This is a genomic window from Streptomyces sp. CY-1, assembly GCF_047218265.1.
Classification (GTDB): Bacteria; Actinomycetota; Actinomycetes; order Streptomycetales; family Streptomycetaceae; genus Streptomyces; species Streptomyces niphimycinicus.
This window is the reverse complement of record NZ_CP178393.1, coordinates 8,986,904-9,006,335: the sequence shown is the minus strand read 5'-3', so window position 1 is coordinate 9,006,335 and position 19,432 is coordinate 8,986,904. Positions and strand designations below refer to the sequence as shown.

General features: G+C 72.5%; 16 protein-coding genes and 2 pseudogenes. 9 read left to right on the top strand and 9 right to left on the bottom strand.

Translation table 11 applies throughout. The features are described 5' to 3' along the window. The first annotated feature begins 2 nt into the window (after positions 1-2). A complete protein-coding gene (locus ACK1X7_RS38645) occupies positions 3-524 on the top strand; it encodes a GNAT family N-acetyltransferase (RefSeq protein WP_216343687.1) in 522 nt (173 codons plus the stop codon). Between the two features lie 9 nt (positions 525-533). Here the strand turns inward: ACK1X7_RS38645 and ACK1X7_RS38640 are convergent, their stop codons facing one another. Then, positions 534-1,106 (bottom strand): histidine phosphatase family protein, encoded by a 573-nt coding sequence (locus tag ACK1X7_RS38640; RefSeq protein WP_093466036.1) that lies wholly within the window; start codon positions 1,104-1,106, stop codon positions 534-536. Between the two features lie 415 nt (positions 1,107-1,521). Then, positions 1,522-2,976: a PLP-dependent aminotransferase family protein gene (locus ACK1X7_RS38635; RefSeq protein ID WP_398159709.1), complete on the bottom strand. Its 1,455-nt coding sequence runs from the start codon at positions 2,974-2,976 to the stop codon at positions 1,522-1,524. Here ACK1X7_RS38635 and ACK1X7_RS38630 point away from each other — a divergent pair. Beyond that, positions 2,975-3,931, top strand: a pseudogene (locus ACK1X7_RS38630) (DMT family transporter); the annotation flags it as partial. The gene ACK1X7_RS38635 and the pseudogene ACK1X7_RS38630 overlap by 2 nt on opposite strands. A gap of 247 nt (positions 3,932-4,178) precedes the next feature. Further along, the gene (locus ACK1X7_RS38625) at positions 4,179-4,385 is read left to right on the top strand and encodes a DUF1918 domain-containing protein (protein WP_014056134.1); all 207 of its coding nucleotides are present in this window, start codon (positions 4,179-4,181) and stop codon (positions 4,383-4,385) included. Positions 4,386-4,403: 18 nt separating this feature from the next. On the opposite strand, the gene ACK1X7_RS38620 is transcribed toward ACK1X7_RS38625, so the two are convergent. Continuing rightward, entirely contained in the window at positions 4,404-5,636 is a 1,233-nt protein-coding gene (locus tag ACK1X7_RS38620; protein WP_398159710.1) for a glycoside hydrolase family 10 protein, read from the bottom strand. A 343-nt stretch (positions 5,637-5,979) separates the two neighbouring features. Here ACK1X7_RS38620 and ACK1X7_RS38615 point away from each other — a divergent pair, with 343 nt between their 5' ends. The 4 genes and pseudogenes from ACK1X7_RS38615 to ACK1X7_RS38600 all read left to right on the top strand — a co-directional run. After that, complete coding sequence (locus tag ACK1X7_RS38615) at positions 5,980-8,298, top strand: xyloglucanase (RefSeq protein WP_390795323.1); 2,319 nt, start codon at positions 5,980-5,982, stop codon at positions 8,296-8,298. 154 nt (positions 8,299-8,452) lie between these two features. Then, on the top strand, positions 8,453-9,310 hold the full coding sequence (locus ACK1X7_RS38610; RefSeq protein ID WP_385155207.1) for a 3-hydroxybutyryl-CoA dehydrogenase: 858 nt from the start codon (positions 8,453-8,455) through the stop codon (positions 9,308-9,310). 409 nt (positions 9,311-9,719) lie between these two features. Beyond that, the gene (locus tag ACK1X7_RS38605; protein ID WP_390795554.1) at positions 9,720-10,859 is read left to right on the top strand and encodes a methyltransferase domain-containing protein; all 1,140 of its coding nucleotides are present in this window, start codon (positions 9,720-9,722) and stop codon (positions 10,857-10,859) included. A 773-nt stretch (positions 10,860-11,632) separates the two neighbouring features. Next, positions 11,633-11,770: pseudogene (locus ACK1X7_RS38600) on the top strand (XRE family transcriptional regulator); the annotation flags it as partial. On the opposite strand, the gene ACK1X7_RS38595 reads toward ACK1X7_RS38600, so the two are convergent. Together ACK1X7_RS38595 and ACK1X7_RS38590 are read right to left on the bottom strand one after the other, a co-directional pair. Further along, complete coding sequence (locus ACK1X7_RS38595; protein ID WP_385155201.1) at positions 11,753-12,013, bottom strand: helix-turn-helix domain-containing protein; 261 nt, start codon at positions 12,011-12,013, stop codon at positions 11,753-11,755. The pseudogene ACK1X7_RS38600 and the gene ACK1X7_RS38595 sit on opposite strands and share 18 nt — an antisense overlap. Before the next feature lie 186 nt (positions 12,014-12,199). Next, complete coding sequence (locus ACK1X7_RS38590; RefSeq protein ID WP_385155198.1) at positions 12,200-13,012, bottom strand: MgtC/SapB family protein; 813 nt, start codon at positions 13,010-13,012, stop codon at positions 12,200-12,202. 215 nt (positions 13,013-13,227) lie between these two features. On the opposite strand from ACK1X7_RS38590, the gene ACK1X7_RS38585 reads away from it, so the two are divergent. Further along, a complete protein-coding gene (locus ACK1X7_RS38585; protein ID WP_211122818.1) occupies positions 13,228-13,485 on the top strand; it encodes a hypothetical protein in 258 nt (85 codons plus the stop codon). 24 nt (positions 13,486-13,509) lie between these two features. Here ACK1X7_RS38585 and ACK1X7_RS38580 read toward each other — a convergent pair whose 3' ends face one another. The 3 genes from ACK1X7_RS38580 to ACK1X7_RS38570 all read right to left on the bottom strand — a co-directional run bounded on the left by ACK1X7_RS38580 (position 13,510) and on the right by ACK1X7_RS38570 (position 16,227). Further along, the gene (locus ACK1X7_RS38580) at positions 13,510-14,073 is read right to left on the bottom strand and encodes an NUDIX hydrolase (protein ID WP_385155193.1); all 564 of its coding nucleotides are present in this window, start codon (positions 14,071-14,073) and stop codon (positions 13,510-13,512) included. Between the two features lie 48 nt (positions 14,074-14,121). After that, complete coding sequence (locus ACK1X7_RS38575; RefSeq protein ID WP_385155190.1) at positions 14,122-15,462, bottom strand: transcriptional regulator; 1,341 nt, start codon at positions 15,460-15,462, stop codon at positions 14,122-14,124. Between the two features lie 105 nt (positions 15,463-15,567). Continuing rightward, a complete protein-coding gene (locus ACK1X7_RS38570) occupies positions 15,568-16,227 on the bottom strand; it encodes a trimeric intracellular cation channel family protein (RefSeq protein ID WP_385155187.1) in 660 nt (219 codons plus the stop codon). Between the two features lie 234 nt (positions 16,228-16,461). Here ACK1X7_RS38570 and ACK1X7_RS38565 point away from each other — a divergent pair, with 234 nt between their 5' ends. After that, entirely contained in the window at positions 16,462-17,712 is a 1,251-nt protein-coding gene (locus ACK1X7_RS38565; protein ID WP_385155184.1) for a metal-dependent hydrolase family protein, read from the top strand. A 187-nt stretch (positions 17,713-17,899) separates the two neighbouring features. Here ACK1X7_RS38565 and ACK1X7_RS38560 read toward each other — a convergent pair whose 3' ends face one another. After that, positions 17,900-19,117: a PP2C family protein-serine/threonine phosphatase gene (locus tag ACK1X7_RS38560; protein WP_398158703.1), complete on the bottom strand. Its 1,218-nt coding sequence runs from the start codon at positions 19,115-19,117 to the stop codon at positions 17,900-17,902. Positions 19,118-19,432 lie beyond the last annotated feature (315 nt).

The following is a 19,432-nucleotide window of genomic DNA, read 5'->3' as shown; positions in this document are numbered from 1 at the left end:
CCATGCCGAGAACCCTGCGGGGCGCACAGGTGGTGCTGCGCCCCACCGACCCCTCCGATGTCCCCGTCCTGGCCGCGATCCGCGCGAAGCCCGAGGTCCACGCGCGCTGGCGGGGCGGCGAGGACCTGGTGGCGGCGGTGCGCGAGGACCTGGCCGAGCCCGGCGCCGAGCATCTGAGCATCGAGTACGGGGGCGCGGTGATCGGCATGATCCAGTGGGCGGCGGAGGACGAGCCCGACTACCGGCATGCGAGCATCGACATCTATCTGGACCCGGCGGTGCACGGGCGGGGGCTGGGCACCGACGCCGTACGCACCCTGGCCCGCCATCTGATCACCGACCACGGCCACCACCGGATCGTGATCGACCCGGCGGCGGACAACGCCGCCGCGATCCGCTGTTACGGCAAGGTCGGCTTCCGGCCCGTGGGCATCATGCGCTCCTACGAGCGCGGCCCCGACGGCACGTGGCACGACGGCCTGCTGATGGATCTGCTGGCCGAGGAGATCACCGAGGCGCCGTGAGCGCTGCCCTCACACCCCGTCCACGCGCAGCCGCCACTCGCCCGCCCGGCCGGTGAGGGTGACGGTGGAGAGCGGGCGTATGTCGACGTTCCAGTAGCAGTGCGGCGGCGCCTTGATGGCGTACATCAGGGCGGCGCGGACCACCCCCGGGTCGGCGACGGCCACCATCTTGGCGTGGTCCTCGGCCGGGCGGGTGTCCAGCCAGCCGCCGATCCGCATGATGAACGCGTGCAGCGACTCCCCGCCGTGCGGCACCGAGCGCGGATCGCCTAGCCAGGCGTCCACCTCGCCCGGTTCGCGTGCCATCACATCGGCGAGGGAGCGGCCCGCCCAGCGGCCCATGTCGCAGTCGCGCAGGGCGAGTTGGACCAGCGGGGTGAAGCCCAGCGCATCGCCGGTCTCCCGGCTGCGGGCCGACGGCGAGCAGTAGCGCAGCTCGGCCGCGGCCAGCGGTACGAGCGCGGGGGCCGCGCGCTCGGCGGCGAGCCGGCCCTCCGGATCCAGCGGCCGGTCGTCACCGAAGCGCTCCCCCAGCCGGGAGGAGCTGCGACCGGCGGCGACCAGCGTCAGCCGAAACGTCATCCCGGCATCGTACGGTCACGGCCGCGGCTCCAGGACCCGTAACCAGGAAGAAGAGCAGGGCCTTTCGGTGTGCGCCGGGTCACCGGGCGGCTCGAAGCGGCCCTCTCATGAACACCGTGCGCATCGTGGGTGGCGGGCAGGGTGCGACGCGGGCCGCCGGGGCGCCCTGAAGGGCGCGGGCTGTGTCGATGTGCGGCTCCGCCGCGTGGCAGGGCTCCGCCCTTGGACCCCGGGCCTGGGGGCAGAGCCCCGGTACCGGGGCCTGGGGGCCAAGCCCGGTTTCGGGGTCTGGGGCGCCCGGTCCGGGGTCTGGGGCGGAGCCCCGCACGCGGCGGAGCCGCATATCGTCAGGTATCGGGAAGGGGCGGGGAGGGGAACAGCCCGCCGCGGGCGGCAGGACCCGCACCGGACACCGCTACGCCCCCGCCAGCACCTCGTCCCACGCCGTGCTCAACCGCCGTACGCCCTCGGCCAGTTCGCCGACGCCCGCCACCGACGCGAAGCTCAGCCGCACATGCGGCGCGGGCGGTTCCGCGCAGAAGTACGGGCCGCCGGGGGCGACGGCGACCCCGGCACGCAGCGCGGCGGAGTCCAGCGCGGTCTCGTCGGTGCCCTGGGGCAGCCGCAGCCACAGGTGGTAGCCACCGGGCGGGACATAACGCAGCTCCAGGTCGGGCAGTTCGCGCCGGACGGCGGTGACGAGCGCGTCGCGGCGGGTGCGCAGCTCGGCGGCGACGTTGCGCAGATGGCGGGGCCAGGAGGGGGCGCCGACGAGTTCCAGGGCGGCCTCCTGGAGCGGGCGGGGCACGAAGAAGCTGTCGACGACCTGGATCGCGCGCAGCCGTCCCAGCGCGGGGCCGCGGGCGGCGAGCGCGCCCACCCGCAGGCTGGGCGAGGTCGGCTTGGTGAGCGAGCACACATGGACCACCACCCCGTCGGGGTCGTCGGCGGCGAGCGTGGGGGCCAGCGGGGGCGCGTCCTCATGGACGAGCCGGCGGGCGAAGTCGTCCTCGACCACGAACGCGCCCGCCGCACGGGCGATCCCGATCACCTCACGGCGCCGCTCGGGGGCGAGCATCGCCCCGGTGGGGTTCTGGAACAGCGGCTGGCAGACGAAGACCCGGGCGCCGGTCGCCCGCAGCGCCTCGGCGAGCAGCTCGGGCCTGACCCCCTCGGTGTCCACCGGCACCGGGACGGGGCGCAGCCCGGAGGCGCGGGCGGCGGCGAGCACCCCGGGGTAGGTCGGGGATTCGACGAGGACGGGCGCGCCGGGCGGGGCGAGGGCGCGCAGCGCGCAGGTGAGGGCGGACTGGCCGCCCGCGGTGATCAGCACGTCGGCGGCGCCGAGGGTTCCGCCCGGGCCGCCGATCTCGCGGGCGAACCAGGCGCGCAGCTCGGGGAGCCCCTCCACCGGGGGGCGCTCCCATGCCCCGGGCCGCCGTCCGGCGCGGGCCAGGGCGGCGGACAGTGCCCGCTCCGGCTGGAGCGAGGAGTGCAGATAGCCGTTGTTGAACTCCAGGATCCCGTGCGGTGGGGCGGCGAGCGTGGCCAGGACGCCGGAGGCGTCGACCGAGCGCCGCACCGGCTCGCCGGCCGTCTCCACGCTCAGCGCGACCTCCTGCCAGGAGGTGTCGCCCGGGCGGGGAGCCCGGGCCCCGGGGCGGTCGGCGCGGAAGGCACCGGCGCCGGGGCGGGTGACCACCAGCCCTTCGGCGGCGAGGGCGGCGAGGGCGCGGGAGACGGTGACCGGGCTCACCCGGTGGCGCTCGACCAGAACACGGCTGGACGGCAGCTTCTCTCCAGGTGAGTAGCGGTCCAGCTCCTTCCGCAGCGATTTCGCGAGTTCGGCCACACTGCTACGCTGTTCCATGACAGCACAGGATAGCGCTACTGAAGACAGTGCGATAGCGGTGAGCGGCGGCCCCACCGGGTGCCGGGACGACACCGCCCCGGGCCGGGACGACACCCCGTCCGCCGCCCGCACCGGCACCGTGCTCGCCATGCTCGGCGTGGCCGCCTTCTCCCTGACCTTCCCCGGCACCGCCTGGGCGCTGACCGGCCTCGGCCCCTGGTCGGTGACCACCTGCCGGGTGGTGCTCGCCGCACTGATCGCGGGCGGCGCGCTGGCCGCCCTGCGGGTGCCGGTGCCGGACCGCCGCCACTGGCCGGGGCTGCTGGTCGTGGCGGCCGGGGTCGTCGTGGGCTTCCCGCTGCTGACCACGCTCGCCCTCCAGACCTCCACCACGGCACACGCGGCCGTGGTGGTCGGCCTGCTGCCGCTCACCACCGCCGCCCTCTCCGCCGTACGCACCGGGGTGCGGCCCTCGCGCACGTTCTGGGCGGCGGCGCTGGCCGGGGCCGCGGTCGTGATCGCCTTCGCGCTCCAGCAGAGCGGCGGCGCGCCCACCGCGGGCGATCTGTATCTGTTCGCCGCGCTGCCGGTGTGCGCGGCGGGCTATGCCGAAGGCGGACGGCTGGCCGGCCATATGCCGGGCTGGCAGGTGATCGGCTGGGCACTGGTGGGCTGTCTGCCGCTGGCGGTGGCGGGCGCGGTGCTCGCGGTGTCGGCCGAGGACGTCCACCTCGGCGGCCGCGCGGTGGCCGGACTGCTGTGGCTGGCGGTGGGCTCGCAGTTCGTGGGCATGGTGGTCTGGTACCGGGGGATGGCCGCCATCGGGGTGACCCGGGCCAGCCAGCTCCAACTGGCCCAGCCGCTGCTCACATTGGTGTGGTCGGTGCTGCTCCTCGGCGAGAAGCTCACCCCCGCCGCCCCGATCGCCGCCGTGGCGGTGCTGGTGTGCATCGGGGTGACGCAGCGGGCACGGGTCCCTGCGGCGAGGACCGTGCGCACCCCGGCGGTGGCGGGCCGGGCACAGGGGCCCACGGCGGCGGACCGGATCCCCGAAGCGGCCGACCGGACTCCCGAAACGGCGGACCGGATCCCCGAAGCGGCGAGCCGGGTCCCCGAAGCGGGGGACCCGAATCACCCCCTGGCGGGGGCAAACCAGGACAACCGGCCATAGACTGGCCACAGGGATCGCATTGCCCTCCAGCGGACAGGAGGTCACGCACATGGAGGCGACCGTAGGCGACAAGCTGCTGGTGCACGGCAGGGTTGTCGGGATTCACGATCGTGTAGCGGAGATCATCGAAGTGCTCGGGACCGACGGGGAACCGCCCTACCGCGTGCGTTACGAGGACGACGGACACGAGTGCCTGTTCTCCCCCGGGCCCGACTCGGTCGTCCGCCATCTGGCCGCCGGACCCGGGCAGCGTTAGCGAGCCCGGTGCCCCGGCTCAGCGGGGCGGACGGACACGATGGGGATAGTGGTCGGCGACCACACGCGCCATGGCGCCGTTGTGGTCGGCGGCCACTTCCTTGGCCGAGAAGTACACATTGCCGCGCACCTGCGGAAAGCCCTGGTCGAAGGTGAGGTGCCGGGACAGCTCCGCCGGGTCCTGCCAGGGTGCGGGCTGCGCCGGATCGCCCGCCTTGTAGAGCGCCTCGCCGATGTAGAGGTTCACCCCCGTGCCCCGGACCGCCTCCGACCACCAGGGCACGAGCGCGGCGTAGTCGGCGGCGGCGAAGCCGATGTTCCAGTAGACCTGCGGGACGATGTAGTCGAGCCAGCCCCGCCGCACCCAGCCGCGGGTGTCCGCGAAGAGGTCGTCGTAGGTCTGCACCCCTGCCGTGGTGGCGGAGCCCAGCGGGTCGGTGGCCTGGTTGCGCCAGACGCCGAAGGGGCTGATGCCGAACCGCACCCGCCGCTTCAGCCGCTTGACGCGCACGGCCGTCTCGTACACCAGCCGGTCGATGTTGTCGCGCCGCCAGGCCGCCCGGTCCGGGAAGTCCGCGCCGTAGCGCGCGTAGGCCGCGTCGTCGTCGAAGACCTGGCCGGCCACCGGATAGGGGTAGAAGTAGTCGTCCCAGTGGACGGCGTCGATGTCATAGCGCGCGACCGCGTCCAGCATGGCGTCCTGGACGAAGCGGCGGACCTCGGGCAGCCCGGGGTTGTAGTAGAGCTTCCCGCCGTACGGCACCACCCACTCGGGGTGCACCCGGGCCGGATGGGTGGGGATCAGCCGGGAGGGGTCGGTGTGGTTGGCGATCCGGTACGGGTTGAACCAGGCGTGCAGCTCGAGGCCGCGCCGGTGCGCCTCGTGCACGGCGGTGCCCAGCGGATCCCAGCCCGGGTCCCGGCCCTGGACGCCGGTGAGGCACTCGGCCCACGGCTCGTACGGTGAGGGCCACAGGGCGTCCGCCGTCGGCCGTACCTGGAAGACCACCGCGTTGAGCCGGCGGCGCACGGCGGTGTCCAGGAAGCTCAGCAGCTCGGCCCGCTGCGCGTCCGCGGTGAGACCCGGCTTGGACGGCCAGTCGCGGTTGGCGACGGTGGCCAGCCACATCCCGCGGAACTCGGGCCGGTGCCCACCGCCCCGCCCCTGTGCCAGCGCGTCCCCCGCGGTGACGGTGGCGGCCAGGGCTCCGGCGGCCGCCGCCGTCAGACTTCTGCGCGTGATCCGACCCATGCCCAACTCCTCGCCTCGGTCGTGTCGCCTACGTGGCGCCGCCGCCCGCCACCGGCCCGGACCGCGGCCCCGGGAGGCCGTCACCCTTCCGGCCCCGGGCAGGCATCGCGCCGGAGGAGGCAACTCCCGCTGATGATGGGGCCCTTGTGGGGCGCCCGGCAATGCCTATCGCGAATCCGGGCCACGCAAGCCCAACCCCCCTTGAGGACCGCTTGACTTCACCCTTCTCGCACGGCCATCCGGCCGCTAGCATCGGATGACGCACGCATGGGAGCGCTCCCAAATAGCCTCGCCCGCAGGGCCCGCACCCCTCACTACCCCCACGTCCGGAGAGGAAGTTCCCGTGCGCAGCAAAGGCAGCAGACCGCTCGGCGCGCTCATGGCCGCGCTGGCACTCGTCGGCGGCTTACTCACCGCCGCCGCCTCCCCCGCGGCGGCCCGCCCCGAACCGGCCCCCGCCCGGGGCACGGCCCAGGCCGACGCCTACACCTGGAAGAACGTCCGCGTGGACGGCGGCGGCTTCGTCCCCGGCATCGTCTTCAACCGCAAGGAGAAGAACCTCGCCTACGCCCGCACCGATATCGGCGGGGCGTACCGCTGGGACCAGTCCGGCAAGCGGTGGGTGCCGCTGCTGGACTCGCTGGACTGGGACCACTGGGGCTGGACCGGGGTGGTGAGCCTGGCCAGCGACTCCGTGGATCCCGACAAGGTCTATGTGGCGGCCGGTACGTACACCAACGGCTGGGACCCGGGCAACGGTGCCGTCCTGCGCTCGTCCAACCGGGGCGCCACCTGGCAGTCCACCACCCTCCCCTTCAAGCTGGGCGGCAATATGCCCGGCCGCGGCATGGGGGAACGGCTGGCGGTCGACCCCAACCGGAACAGCGTGCTCTACCTCGGCGCGCCGAGCGGCAACGGGCTGTGGCGCTCCACCGACTCCGGGGTCACCTGGTCGAAGGTGACGTCCTTCCCCAACCCCGGCACCTATGTCCAGGACCCGAGCGACACCAGCGGCTATCTGAGCGACAACCAGGGCGTGGTGTGGGTGACCTTCGACGAGCGCACCGGTTCTTCCGGCAGCGCGACGAAGACCGTCTACGTGGGCGTGGCCGACAAGAACAACACCGTCTACCGCTCGACGGACGCGGGCGCCACCTGGTCGCGGGTGGCCGGGCAGCCCACCGGCTATCTCTCCCACAAGGGCGTCCTCGATACGAAGAACGGCTATCTGTACCTGACCACCAGCGACAAGGGCGGCCCCTACGACGGGGAGAAGGGCCAGGTGTGGCGGTACACCACGGCCACCGGGGAGTGGAAGAACATCAGCCCCATGACGGACGCCGACACCTACTTCGGCTACAGCGGGCTCACGGTGGACCGCGCGACGCCCGGCACGCTGATGGTGACCGGCTACAGCTCCTGGTGGCCGGACACCCAGATCTTCCGCTCCACCGACTCCGGCGCCACCTGGACCCGGGCCTGGGACTTCACCAGCTATCCCAACCGGTCCCTCCGCTACACCCAGGACGTCTCGTCCGTCCCCTGGCTGACCTTCGGCGCCAATCCCTCGCCGCCCGAAGTGACCCCGAAGCTGGGCTGGATGACCGAGGCGCTGGAGATCGACCCGTTCGACTCCCGCCGGATGATGTACGGCACCGGGGCGACGGTCTACGGCACCCAGAACCTCGCGAACTGGGACACCGGCGGCACCATCACCATCACCCCCATGGTCAAGGGCCTGGAGGAGACGGCGGTCAACGATCTGGCGAGCCCGCCCACCGGCGCCCCGCTGCTCAGCGCGCTCGGTGACATCGGGGGCTTCCGCCACACCGACCTGGACGCGGTGCCCGCGAGGATGTACACCTCGCCGACGTTCACCACGACCACCAGCCTGGACTACGCCGAGACCAACGCGAACACCGTGGTCCGGGTGGGCAACAACGACTCCGCCCCGCGGATCGCCTTCTCGACCGACAACGGCGCCAACTGGTTCCAGGGCAGCGAGCCGTCCGGGGTCACGGGCGGCGGCACGGTGGCCGCGGCGGCCGACGGCAGCGGCTTCGTCTGGGCCCCGGAGGGCACCTCGGCCGTCTACCACACCACCGGTTTCGGCAGCTCCTGGTCGGCGTCGAGCGGCATCCCGGCCGGGGCGGTCGTGGAGTCCGACCGCAAGAACCCGAAGAAGTTCTACGGCTTCAAGGCGGGCACCTTCTACGTCTCCACCGACGGCGGCGCCACCTTCACCGCCAGGGCGTCCGCCGGGCTGCCGGCCGACGGCCCGGTGCGGTTCAAGGCGCTGCCGGGCGCCGAGGGCGACATCTGGCTCGCGGGCGGCAGCGCGGCCGGGGCGTACGGGCTGTGGCACTCCACGGACTCCGGCGCGACCTTCACCAAGCTGAGCGGCGTCCAGCAGGCGGACACCATCGGCTTCGGCAAGGCGGCGCCGGGCGCCTCGTACCAGGCGCTCTACACCAGCGCGAAGATCGGCGGGGTGCGCGGCATCTTCCGCTCCACCGACGCCGGGGCGAGCTGGACCCGGATCAACGACGACGCCCACCAGTGGGGCTGGACGGGCGCCTCGATCACCGGCGACCCACGCGTCTACGGCCGGGTCTACGTGGCCACCAACGGCCGCGGCATCCTGCGCGGCGACACCTCGTGACCGCGGTGTGAGAGCCCCGTGCACAAGACGGGGACGGGGGCGGGCCGGGGCCGGGAATCCGGCCCCGGCCCGCCCCTCGCCGATAACCGGAGGGTAACGTCTGGGGCGACAGGGGGACGGCACAACGGACAGTTGGACCAGCGAAAGGCACGATGTGACCGACATCGAACGCGTCGGAGTGGTGGGCTGTGGCCAGATGGGTGCGGGCATCGCGGAGGTGTGCGCCCGATCCGGCCTGGACGTCATGGTCGCCGAGACCACGGGTGAGGCCCTGGAGATAGGGCGCACCCGGCTGACCAACTCCCTCGGCAAGGCCGCCGAGCGCGGCAAGATCACCGAGGAGCAGCGCGACGCGACGCTGGACCGGCTGAGCTTCACCACCGACCTGGGGGAATTCGCCGACCGTGACCTCGTGATCGAGGCGGTCGTCGAGAATGAGCAGGTCAAGACGGAGATCTTCCAGGTCCTCGACCAGGTGGTGACCCGTCCGGACGCGATCCTCGCCTCCAACACCTCCTCCATCCCGCTGGTCAAGCTGGCCGTCGCCACCTCCCGCCCGGATCAGGTGATCGGCATCCACTTCTTCAACCCGGCGCCGGTGCAGGCGCTGGTGGAGCTGATCCCGGCGCTCACCACCGGTGACGAGACCATCAAGCGCACCGAGGCGCTGGTCCACGACGTCCTGGACAAACACGCCATCCGCGCCCAGGACCGCGCGGGCTTCGTGGTCAACGCGCTGCTCATCCCGTATCTGCTCTCCGCCATCCGGATGTTCGAGTCCGGGATCGCCAGCCGCGAGGACATCGACAACGGCATGGAGATGGGCTGCGCCCATCCGATGGGCCCGCTGAAGCTGTCCGATCTGATCGGCCTGGACACGATCGCGGCGATCGCCGACTCGATGTACGCCGAGTACAAGGAGCCGCTGTACGCCGCTCCCCCGCTGCTGCTGCGCATGGTGGACGCGGGCCGGATGGGACGCAAGTCGGGCTCGGGCTTCTACTCGTACTGATGACCAGCGCTGACACCCGCTCGAAGAGGTAGCCCGCAGGTCTCTGCGGACATCAGTAGGGCGGCCATCCCGGACCACGGACAGCCGCCCCTACCGAGGATCGTGCCGTTCACGCGCACGGTCCGGCCGCCGGTGGGTGAGGGCAGTCTGGACGATGACGTGCGGGGCACGGGCCATACGCCCAGCCCGGTGCCACACCTCGGCGCGCGCACCCCCAGGCAAGCACCCGTGCGCCGTACCGCACACCCCAAGCCCGCGCCACCATGGCCCTCACTTCAACGAGACGAGGGAGCGCCATGGGCAAGCACAGCGGCAAGCCGGACGTAGCCGAAGGCGACGGGCACAAGCCCGACAAGCCCATCCCTCCAGCCCAGCCGACCCCACCCAGGCCCCAGCCGAAGTAGGCGGCATGCTCACCGCGAACGGCCCCGCCGCACTCACCCAGATGCTCAGCCACGGCGGCCACCTCTCCGCCGACTGGCGCGGCCCATTTCTGCGCGTCGACCGTGCCCGGTTCATCCCTGACCGCATCTGGGTCCGCGGCGACGACGGCTACACGCCCCTCGACCGAGCCGCCGACCCCGACCGGTGGGAGCATCTCGCCTACGCCGACGAGGCACTGGTAACCCAGGTCGAGGACCCGCCCGACGCCGAGGTGGCGCGCACGCCGTCCAGCTCGGCGAGCATGCCGCGCATCGTCGCCCGCATGCTCGCCGCACTCCGAGCCGAGGACGGTCACCGCGTACTGGAGATCGGCGCGGGCACCGGCTACAACGCAGCACTCCTCGCGGCCCGGCTCGGCGACGAGCAGGTCACCTCGGTGGAGGTCGACGCCGAACTGGCCGAGCGGGCGCGCGCCAGCCTCAAGACCGCGGGGTACGCACCCACCGTGGTCACCGGTGACGGCGCTGAGGGCTGGGTGGCGCGTGCGCCGTACGACCGGCTCATTGCGACCTGCTCCGTGCACGACGTGCCGCGCGCCTGGATCGAGCAGACCAAGCCGGGCGGGATCATCGTGATCCCGTGGGGCACCATGCTGCGCAACGGCGTGCTCCTCCAGCTCACCGTCGAGCACTGCCCCGACGGACCTGTGGCATCCGGCCGGGTTGTGGACGACGCGGCGTTCATGTGGATGAGGGCACAGGCACCGCCGCGGGACGTCATGGCCATCACCCGGGCCGGGGGCGAAACCCACGACAGCCACACCGGACTCGACCCGCACGTCCTCGGCAACGATGACGCCTGGTTCGCGGTCGGAGTGCTGGTTCCCGGCTGCCAGTGGGCTACGGGCCAGGGGCCTGACGGTGCGTGGACGCTATGGCTCGCCGACGCGGGCACCGGGTCGTGGGCGTCGGTCGACTACGAGCCGGACGCTGTCGAGTACGACGTGCAGCAGCACGGCCCGCGCCGGCTGTGGGCCGAGGTCGAGGCGGCCCACGCCTGGTGGGCGGATGCTGGTCGCCCGGCCCGCACGCAGTTCGGGCTCACGGTGACGCCTGCCGGTCAGCAGGTGTGGCTGGACGACCGGGGCAACGCGCTGCCGGTGTAGGGGGCCTACTCGGCGGCGGCCGGCAGCCGAGTCCGGCCGCCGGCTCGACCGCGGCGTCGGCCCCGGGGCCACCCTGCTCGTAGCGCAGATGCAGCAGCGCCACGGTGGCGCGTGCTTCGCCTCGGGTGATCAGCGGCTCGCGCTTGCCGGGCTCCTCGATCATCGCCCACGTCTGCGCCTCGTCCATGCGCTGCCCAACCGCCGCATGGGCGCCGTGGTCACGGCCATACTGGGCGGAGTGTGTGCCCGCGCGGGGGAGCTCAGTCAGCTCAGAGCAGCCGGGCGCCGGTCCGGTGGGCGCGGGTTCGAATCTGCGCCCCCTGAGGGCGCGCAGGTACGACGGAGCCCCACCCGAGATCAGATCGGGCAGGGCTCCTCTGCTGTGCTGCCTACTCCCCAGTGGGACCCGCGGGTCCGCCGGGCGCGGACGGGAAGGACGGCCGGGATGGGGCCGATGGGCGGGACGGGCAGACCTGCCCGGACGGGTACAGCCTCCAGCCGCTGCCGGACGACCCCGACGCCCTCGTCTGCCGCCGCAACGGACCACCTGCCCCGGAGCCCGACCCGAGCCCGACCACGCCGACCGCGCTTGCTCCCGACCGGCGCCGCCTCTGACACAAGATGCCCCCTCGTCTGAATCTTCGGACCGGGCGAGGGGGTTTCGTCGTGTCAAGGAAGCGCGGCGGCCCCACCGAAATGGGGGCCGACCGACCGTGCCCCGGCACTGACCGGGGGTACCGTTCAGAGTGTCTACGTCAGAACGGAGCACCAGTATGCCCCATCAGACAGACATGCCGGACGGAACACGGACCAACGGGCAAAGGCTCAAACGTCTGCGCATGCGCCGCCGTTGGGATCAGCGGAAACTCGCCGAAGTGACCGGCTACTCTCTCTCAGCCGTGAGGAAGTTCGAACAGGGCCAGCGCAGTCTGGACCGCGCCGAAGTGATCCTGGCCTTCTCCAAGGCTCTGGAGGGTGTCGAGCCCTGGCGCCTGGTACCCCTGTTCGATTCGGTTCACGGACCGCCGGTCCATGTCGCACTTCTCAGCGAGCTTCTCCTGAGTGAGGTTGCGCCAGGTCCGCAGTTCGCGGATGCGGTCGCCGACGGCCCTGCGACGGGCAAGGGTCCAGTCGGGCGGCGGGGCGGACGGCACTCGTCAACGGTCGAGCTCCCCCGCTGCTGCTGCGGATGGTGGACGCGGGCTGGATGGGACGCAAGTCGGGCTCGGGCTTCTACTCGTGCTGAGCACGCACCGGGCGCTGTCGCCTCGTACTCCTCCTCGTCGCCCCGAGCCGTCGAGGTCACTCCGAGCCGTCGAGGTCACTCCGAGCCGTCGAGGTCACTCCGAGCCGTCGAGGTCATGGCCCGCGTCGGCGCCGAGGACGCCCTCCAGTTCGGAGATCGCCCCGACCAGCCGGAGGACGTCCCCGGTGCCCTCGAGGGCGAGCTGCACCTCGGCGACACCGGTATCGGCGGGCCGGGCCTCCTCCTCGGCGCGGACGATCCGGGTGGTGCGGTCCCGGCCCTTCCAGGGCGCCCGGTCCACCCGGACCCGCAGCACCCGGTACCCGGCGGCCGTACACAGCTCCAGGACGCGAGGCAGCAGCCCGGCGCCCACCCGGTAGGAGAGCTGCAACTCCACCCGTTCGGCCGACCAGAGGGCCGGCAGCCGGCGGGTGAGCAGCGGATAGCCGCGGATCACCAGGAAGTGCACCGCGGTGACCGCGGTGGCCAGCAGGGCCAGACCACCGCCGCAGGCCATGCCCACCGCACAGGTGAGCCAGACGGTCGCCGCGGTGGTCAGCCCATGGACGGCGTCGCGCCGCACGAAGATCAGGCCGCCGCCGATGAAACCGATACCGGAGACGACCTGCGCCGCCACCCGTGAGGGGTCCAGGCCCACATGGTCGCGCAACAGCACATCGGTGAAGCCGTACTGGGAGACCTGCATGAACAGCGCGCTGCCCACGCCCACCAGGGTGTGGGTACGCAGCCCGGCGCTCTTCTGCTGCACCGCCCTCTCGAGCCCGATCAGAGTGGACAGCACCAGCGCGATGCCGAGCTCGGCGAACTGCCTCACTCCCTGGTCGACACCGAATGCCCACATCGGAGCGGCGATCAGTCGCACATCCGTCCCTTCTGCCCGGTCCATCCGATCCATCCGGTCTGTCCGCCCCGCGCGGTCCCTCCCCCGACCGCCGTCCCCCATGAGTACCCGCCGCGTACCCGCTGAGTACCGCCTTTCGCACGGGGTGTGCGCCGGTGACTCACACACCATCCCCACACACGCTCCCGCACCACCTGAGCATGCGCTTGACTCGGAGCGTCACCACTGCACGGACGTTACATCCGGAAGGGGATCAACCCGTGACCACCGAGCCCGAGCAAGCCGCGTTAGCCGTGGAGCTGACGGAACTGCGCCGGACCGTCGAAGTGGGCTTCACCCGCGTCGACGGCCGGCTGGCCCTGCTCGACCACCGAGGAGAGCAGGCCGAGGAGGATGTGAACCAACTGGGCGGACGGATGCGGATGCTGGAGCACGGACGCTGGCCGCTGCCCTCCATCGCCGCCCTGACCGGGGTGACCGCCCTGGCCCTGGCGATATGGCAGGCAGCGGGACACTAGCGCCGGTGCGGACGGCGGCCCGGCCTACCCGAGCCTGATGTGGTGGAGCAGCAGCAGCGCCGCCGCCATATTGGCCGCGGGCACCTCACCGCGTGCGACCAGGTCGGGCACCAGCTTCAGCGGCACCCACTCGCGGCGGTCCGACTCGAAGTCGTCCTCCGGGGGCCCGACGTACGACGCCTCCTCGGCCCAGTAGATGTGGTGCCGTGCGTCGGTGAGCCCGTTGGACGGCTCGACGGAGAGCAGATGGCGCAGCGGGCCGGGGCGCCAGCCGGTCTCCTCCTCCATCTCCCGGGCCGCGGCGTCGGCGATGTCCTCACCGTCCTCGACGACGCCCGCGGCCAGCTCCCAGCCCCAGGCGTCGGTGATGAACCGGTGGCGCCACAGCAGCAGCACCTCGTTGGCCGCGTTCACCACCGTGGCCACGGCCACGGGACGGAGCCGGATCAGATAGTGGTCCAAATGGCGCCCGTCGGGGAGCCGGACGTCGGCGAGGTTGACCCGGAACCATCGGTTCTCGTACACGGTCCGCTCCCTGAGGTTCTTCCATCGCACTGTCAGCCACCTTTCGTCGAAACGGGAGGCCATCGTGGGCCACCCGCTGACGAGAGTGCGGACCGCGAGCGGAACCGCTGGTCACAGAGGAACGCGCAGTGCCCCGTCGATGAGCGCGGCGGCCTCGGCCGTCGCGGCGCTTCCGCTGGCCGCGAGGTGCTCCCGTACCGCCCGCAACCGGTCGCGTAACCGCTGGGACTCCATGCCCCGCGCGCGCTCGGTCATCTCCACCGCCGTGGCGCCCGCCCGGTCCACGTCCCCCTGACGCAGCTCGATATGGGTGAGCATGGCGAGCCGGTGCACCCGGCCCCGGTCGTGCGCGGGGGTGCCGACCGCGGCGGTGGCGTGCTCGCGGGCGCCGCCGAGGTCGCCGAGGCTCAGCAGCGCCTCGGCCACCTGGACGTTCACCAGACCCGGCTGGACGTAGCCGGTCTCATCGGGCTCCTGCCCCGGTCTGATCCGGTCGGCGGCGGTCTCGGCACGCCGGATGCAGGACAGCGCCCCGGCGCCGTCGCCGAGCCGGGCGTACGCCTTGGCCTGCATGGCGTAGAGGTCGGCGGCGAGCGCGGGGGTGATCTGGGAACCCGCGGCGCGCAGCGCCGATTCGGCGAAGGCGACCGCCTGCCGGTACTCCTTCATGAAGAGGGACTGATTGACCAGCAGCGCTATGACATAGGCCCCCAGGCCCCGGTCGCCGCTGGCCTTGGCGAGCCGCAGCGCCTGGTGGAAGTAGCGCTGGGCCAGGCCGTGGGTGTTGGAGTCGTACGCGCAGATCCCGGCGATGGCCACCAGGCCGCCGGTCGCCCGGTGCAACTGGCGGCCGGTGTCGTCGGCGTAGCTGCCGCGCAGCAGCGGTGCGGCCTCGGAGTTGAGGAACCCCACCACCCGGGTGCGGGTCGCGACCCCACCGGCCTTCCTGTACATCTGCTCGTAGTGGGCGCGGGCGGCGCGCAGCGTCTCGATGTCGGTCATGCTGACCCGGGTGAGGCCGCGCCGGGAGACATCGGAGTCCTCGGGAGGGTTCTCCCACTCCCACACCGGGATGACGGCGGGGGTGCCGGTGACCGCCGGGGCCTCGACGACATGCGGGCGCTGCTGTTCGTCGGAGCGCCACAGTGCGGTGGCGCGCTCGACGAATCCGGCGAGCGGGGTGGCGGGGCCGCCCCGGCGGCTGCCGGGGGTGCCGAGGCCGATGTCATCCAGGGTGAGGGCGCGGTGCAGCCGCTCGCCCAGCACCTCGCAGATGAGGTCCGGCACCTGGCCGCGCGGCCGCTGGCCCTTCAGCCACCGGGCCACCGCGGTGTGCTCGTACCGCAGCTTCATCCCCCGGGCCCGGCCTGCCTCATTGACATGCGCGGCCAGTCCGGCGTGGGAGACTCCGGCCTCGTCGAGCACGGAGTCGAGCAGTGTATTGGGCTCCATCTCGCCCTCCCGAAACGCTCGGTGGCGCCAGCGTAGTGGAGGGCGGTTCGCACGGGGTGTGAATCGGGCCGGGGGAAGAGTACTGCTGCCCGGTCATTTCCCTGGCTACCGGGCCGTTTTGTCGTCGGACCCGGCAATGCCGTCTGCGCGGTGCGGCCCTGGCGCGTTGAGCCCGTAGTGAGCGCCGATCATCCGCAGCGTGAAGCAGGCGATGGCCGCCCCCAGCGCGGCGGGCACACCGTAGACGCCGGTGCGTTCGCATGCGACGGTGATCCCAGCCCCCAGCAGCGCGGGGATCGCATACAGATCTGCGTACAGCATCGTCGGCAAGCGCAACACCAGCACGTCCCGTAACGTGCCGCCACCGACTCCGGTCACCATGCCGAGCAGCACGGCCTGCGGCGCGCCGATGTGATACTCCAGCGCGGTGGTCGCTCCGGTCACCGCAAACAGACTGAGGCCGGCCGCGTCGAACACCGTGATCAGCGTCGTGTAGCGCTCCAGGTGCCGCCACAGCAGGAACGTGACCATGCCGCCGGCTACCGCGACCGCCAGGTACCGCCAGTCGCTGAACGTTGCCGGGGGCAGTGCGCCGGCGAGCACGTCCCGGAGCACTCCGCCGCCCAGGGCGGTCACCATGGCGAGCGCGAGCACGCCGACGATGTCCAGACGTGCCACCCGCATCGCGGTGAGCGCGCCGTTCAACGCGAACGCGAAAGTGCCCAGCAGGTCGAGTACGAGGTGCAACATTCCATAGCCGTGCATCGTCGACCCCTCGCACCTCCCGCCGTCGCTCGTCTTGACGTCCCCGGCACTGTCTCACCAGGTCACAGTGCGCGCACCGCTTTGACCCGAACGGCCGACACGCGATGCGCGGCCTGTCGCCGCGCTGGCATCCTGGACCCCGGCGGGACCGATGGCGAGCGAGTGATACCTGGTGGGGCGCGAGCGGAGGGTAACGCTGTGACAAGACGTGGCTGTGACACGGAACAGGGCGCGGTGGTGCTGGTCGCCGACCGGAGCTGGGACGGGCTCGCGGACCGGCCCTCCGGGCGCACCGAGGTGGCCGTGCGCGACGGTCGGATCGCCGAGGTGGGTCCGACTGTCGACCGCATCGGCGCCGAGGTGGTCGAACTCGGCGATCGCATGCTGCTGCCGGGACTGATCGACTGCCACATCCACACCACCGTCGATCCCACCCGGCTCCTGCGTGCCTTCGCATCCGACGGGTCCGCGGCGATCGCGCTGAGCGCCGTGCCGGTATTGCGCAACCTGCTCCACCGCGGCTTCACCACAATCCGCGACCTGGCCACCTTCGCCGCCGAGCCGGTCACGCTGTATCTGCGCGACGCCATCGCCCGTGGTCACATCGTGGGGCCGCGGATGATCGTCGCGCCGTACCTGATCTCCGCGCGGGGCGCGCACGGCGACGCCTCGACACTCCTCGCGTCACACTTCGACCGCGAGATCGGCGCGCTGGCAGACGGCACGGACGAGATCACGCGCAGGGTCCGCGAGAACATCCGTGCCGGCGCCGACTGGATCAAGTTCGGCGCCACCGGCGGCTTCGCCACTCCCTCAGACGATCCCACGCAGACCACCTACACGCAGGAGGAGATGAACGTGCTGGTCGCCACGGCGCTCGACTTGGGCATCCCCTGCACGCCGCATGCCTACGGTGACGAGGGCGTGTCGCGTGCCGTCACCGCCGGTGTTCGCTCGATCGAGCACGGCAACCTCGCTTCGGCGTCGACACTGGCGCAGATGACTGAACGGGGCGTTTTCCTCGTGCCGACCCAGTTCATGGTCCTCGACGCGCTCGACCACCTCGACGACGACAGCTACTGGGAGGGTAAGGATCCAGCGGAACGGGTGAAGTTCACCCGCTACGCCGACCAGCTCCGGGAGTCCGCGCACAACGTGGCCGCAAGCGACGTGCGCATCGCGTTCGGCACCGACGCCGGCATGTTCCCGCACGCCGACAACTGGCGCGAGTTTCCGGCGATGGTCAAGACCGGTATCGCCACCGTGCGGGCCCTTCGCGCTGGCACCAGCGTCGCCGCCGACCTGCTCGACCGGCCCGACCTCGGACGCCTCCAGCCCGGCGCGACCGCCGACCTGATCGCACTGCCCGCCGATCCCTTCGACGACATCACGGCCGTTGCGGACATCGATTTCGTCATGCAAAAGGGCACTGTGCACCGCGGTCCCACCCCTGGTATCGCGGGCAAGCCCCCAACGGGCCACTAGCTAGTGCCGCATCATGCCCCGCTCGCCGCCCTGGCACGGCCGCCCCCAGCTACCGCTGGGAGGTGCCCCCGGCGGCGTTGCCGAACCGACCGAGCAGGCCCGCCCCCGCGAGGCCGGTTCGGCGCCTTGCGGCTGACCGCACCAGGACGCCTCGCTACCGGGCAAACCTTGACTGACGCGGCACTAGCTAGCCCCGGTGGGCGTCGGCGGCCGGGCGGGTGAGGGCCGTGGTGGCGGACAGCGGGCAGCGGTCGAAGCGCAGCGCGAGCAGCGCGACGTCGTCGGTGAGCCGCCCACCGGTATGGCGCAGCAGCGCCGACCGCACCCCCGCCACCACCGCCGCGGGGACGAGCGGCCCGGGGCCCGCGGCCTCGGACAGGGCGCGGCGCAGCGGGAAGAACGTGCCGTGGGCGTCGCGCACGTCCTCGGCGCCATCGGTGTGCAGCACCAGTGTGTCGCCGACGCCCAGGGCGCTCCAGCGGGCGGTGGGGAGTTCGGCGGGCAGCGGGAAGAGGCCGAGCGGCGGCAGCACCTCGCCGGGCGCGGTCTGCCGGGCCATGGCCGGACCGACCGGCTGTTCGTGGAGGCGGTACGGCCAGGGGTGGCCGCAGTTGAGCGCGGTGACCTCGCCGTCCGCGCGTACCTCCAGCAGCAGGACGGTCACGAACTCCTCGTCCACATGGCTGTCCAGCGGGCACTCCCCGCTCGTGCGCGCCCGCAGATGGCGCTCCAGGGCGCGGTCGAGCCGGCGCAGCACCCCGCTGAGCAGCGGTTCCTCATGGGCGGCCTCGCGGAAGCTGCCGAGGACGGCGGCGACGGTGCCGATCGCGGCGAGGCCGTGCCCGCGCACATCGCCGATGATGACGCGGACGCCGTACGGGGTGGCCAACACCTCGTAGAGATCGCCCCCGACGGCGGCGCCCCGGCTGGCCGAGAGGTGGCCGCCCGCCAGCTCGATGCCCTCCAGTCGGGCCGGGAGCGGCCGCAGCACCACGTCCTGCGCGGCGGTGGCCACCGCCCGGAGCTGTTCCAGTTCGCGCAGCAGCCGAAGCTTGCGGCCCGCCGTGAGATAGCAGGCGACGGCCACGCCGAGGGTGGCGCAGCAGGTGACCAGGGCGGCGTGCGGCTCCTTCCCGTCGCCGTCGGGCTCCAGGGCGGTCGGAGGCGCGAGGGCGAACAGCAGGCCGGCGCCGCCGAGCAGCACGATGCATCTGCGGCGGCCGCTGGTCGCGCAGGCGATGGCGGGTGCCGCGGCGAGGAGGGCCACGACCTCGGTGTGGTGCGGGGTCAGCAGCGCCCAGCAGAGGGCGCCGAGCACCCACAGACAGGGGGCCACGCGGGTGACCGCCCGCAGACTCCGTGCCCTCCGTACGAACGCGCCGCCGACTGCCGATGTCCCGATCATGTGTCGCCCCCAACGCCGGCCAATGAGGCGGTCGGCCGGGCCCCTGGACGGTCGATCCCGCGCGGGCCGTGCGACCGGCACGATTCTGGCGACAGCTCCTGCCAATTGGACCAGCACCTTCCGGATCTCACCTGATCGAGTGACCGCACCTCGGGCAGCCACCCGAACACCCCACCGCCCCGCGGACGCGGTGTCGGCTGTTCGCCGCCCACCGAGACGACGCGGCGCCGGGCCACGACCCCAAGCCCCAAGCCCCGCACCCGCGGCCCGCGGCCCCACCCCGCCGGAATCGCCGACAACGCCCGGCCCACCCCG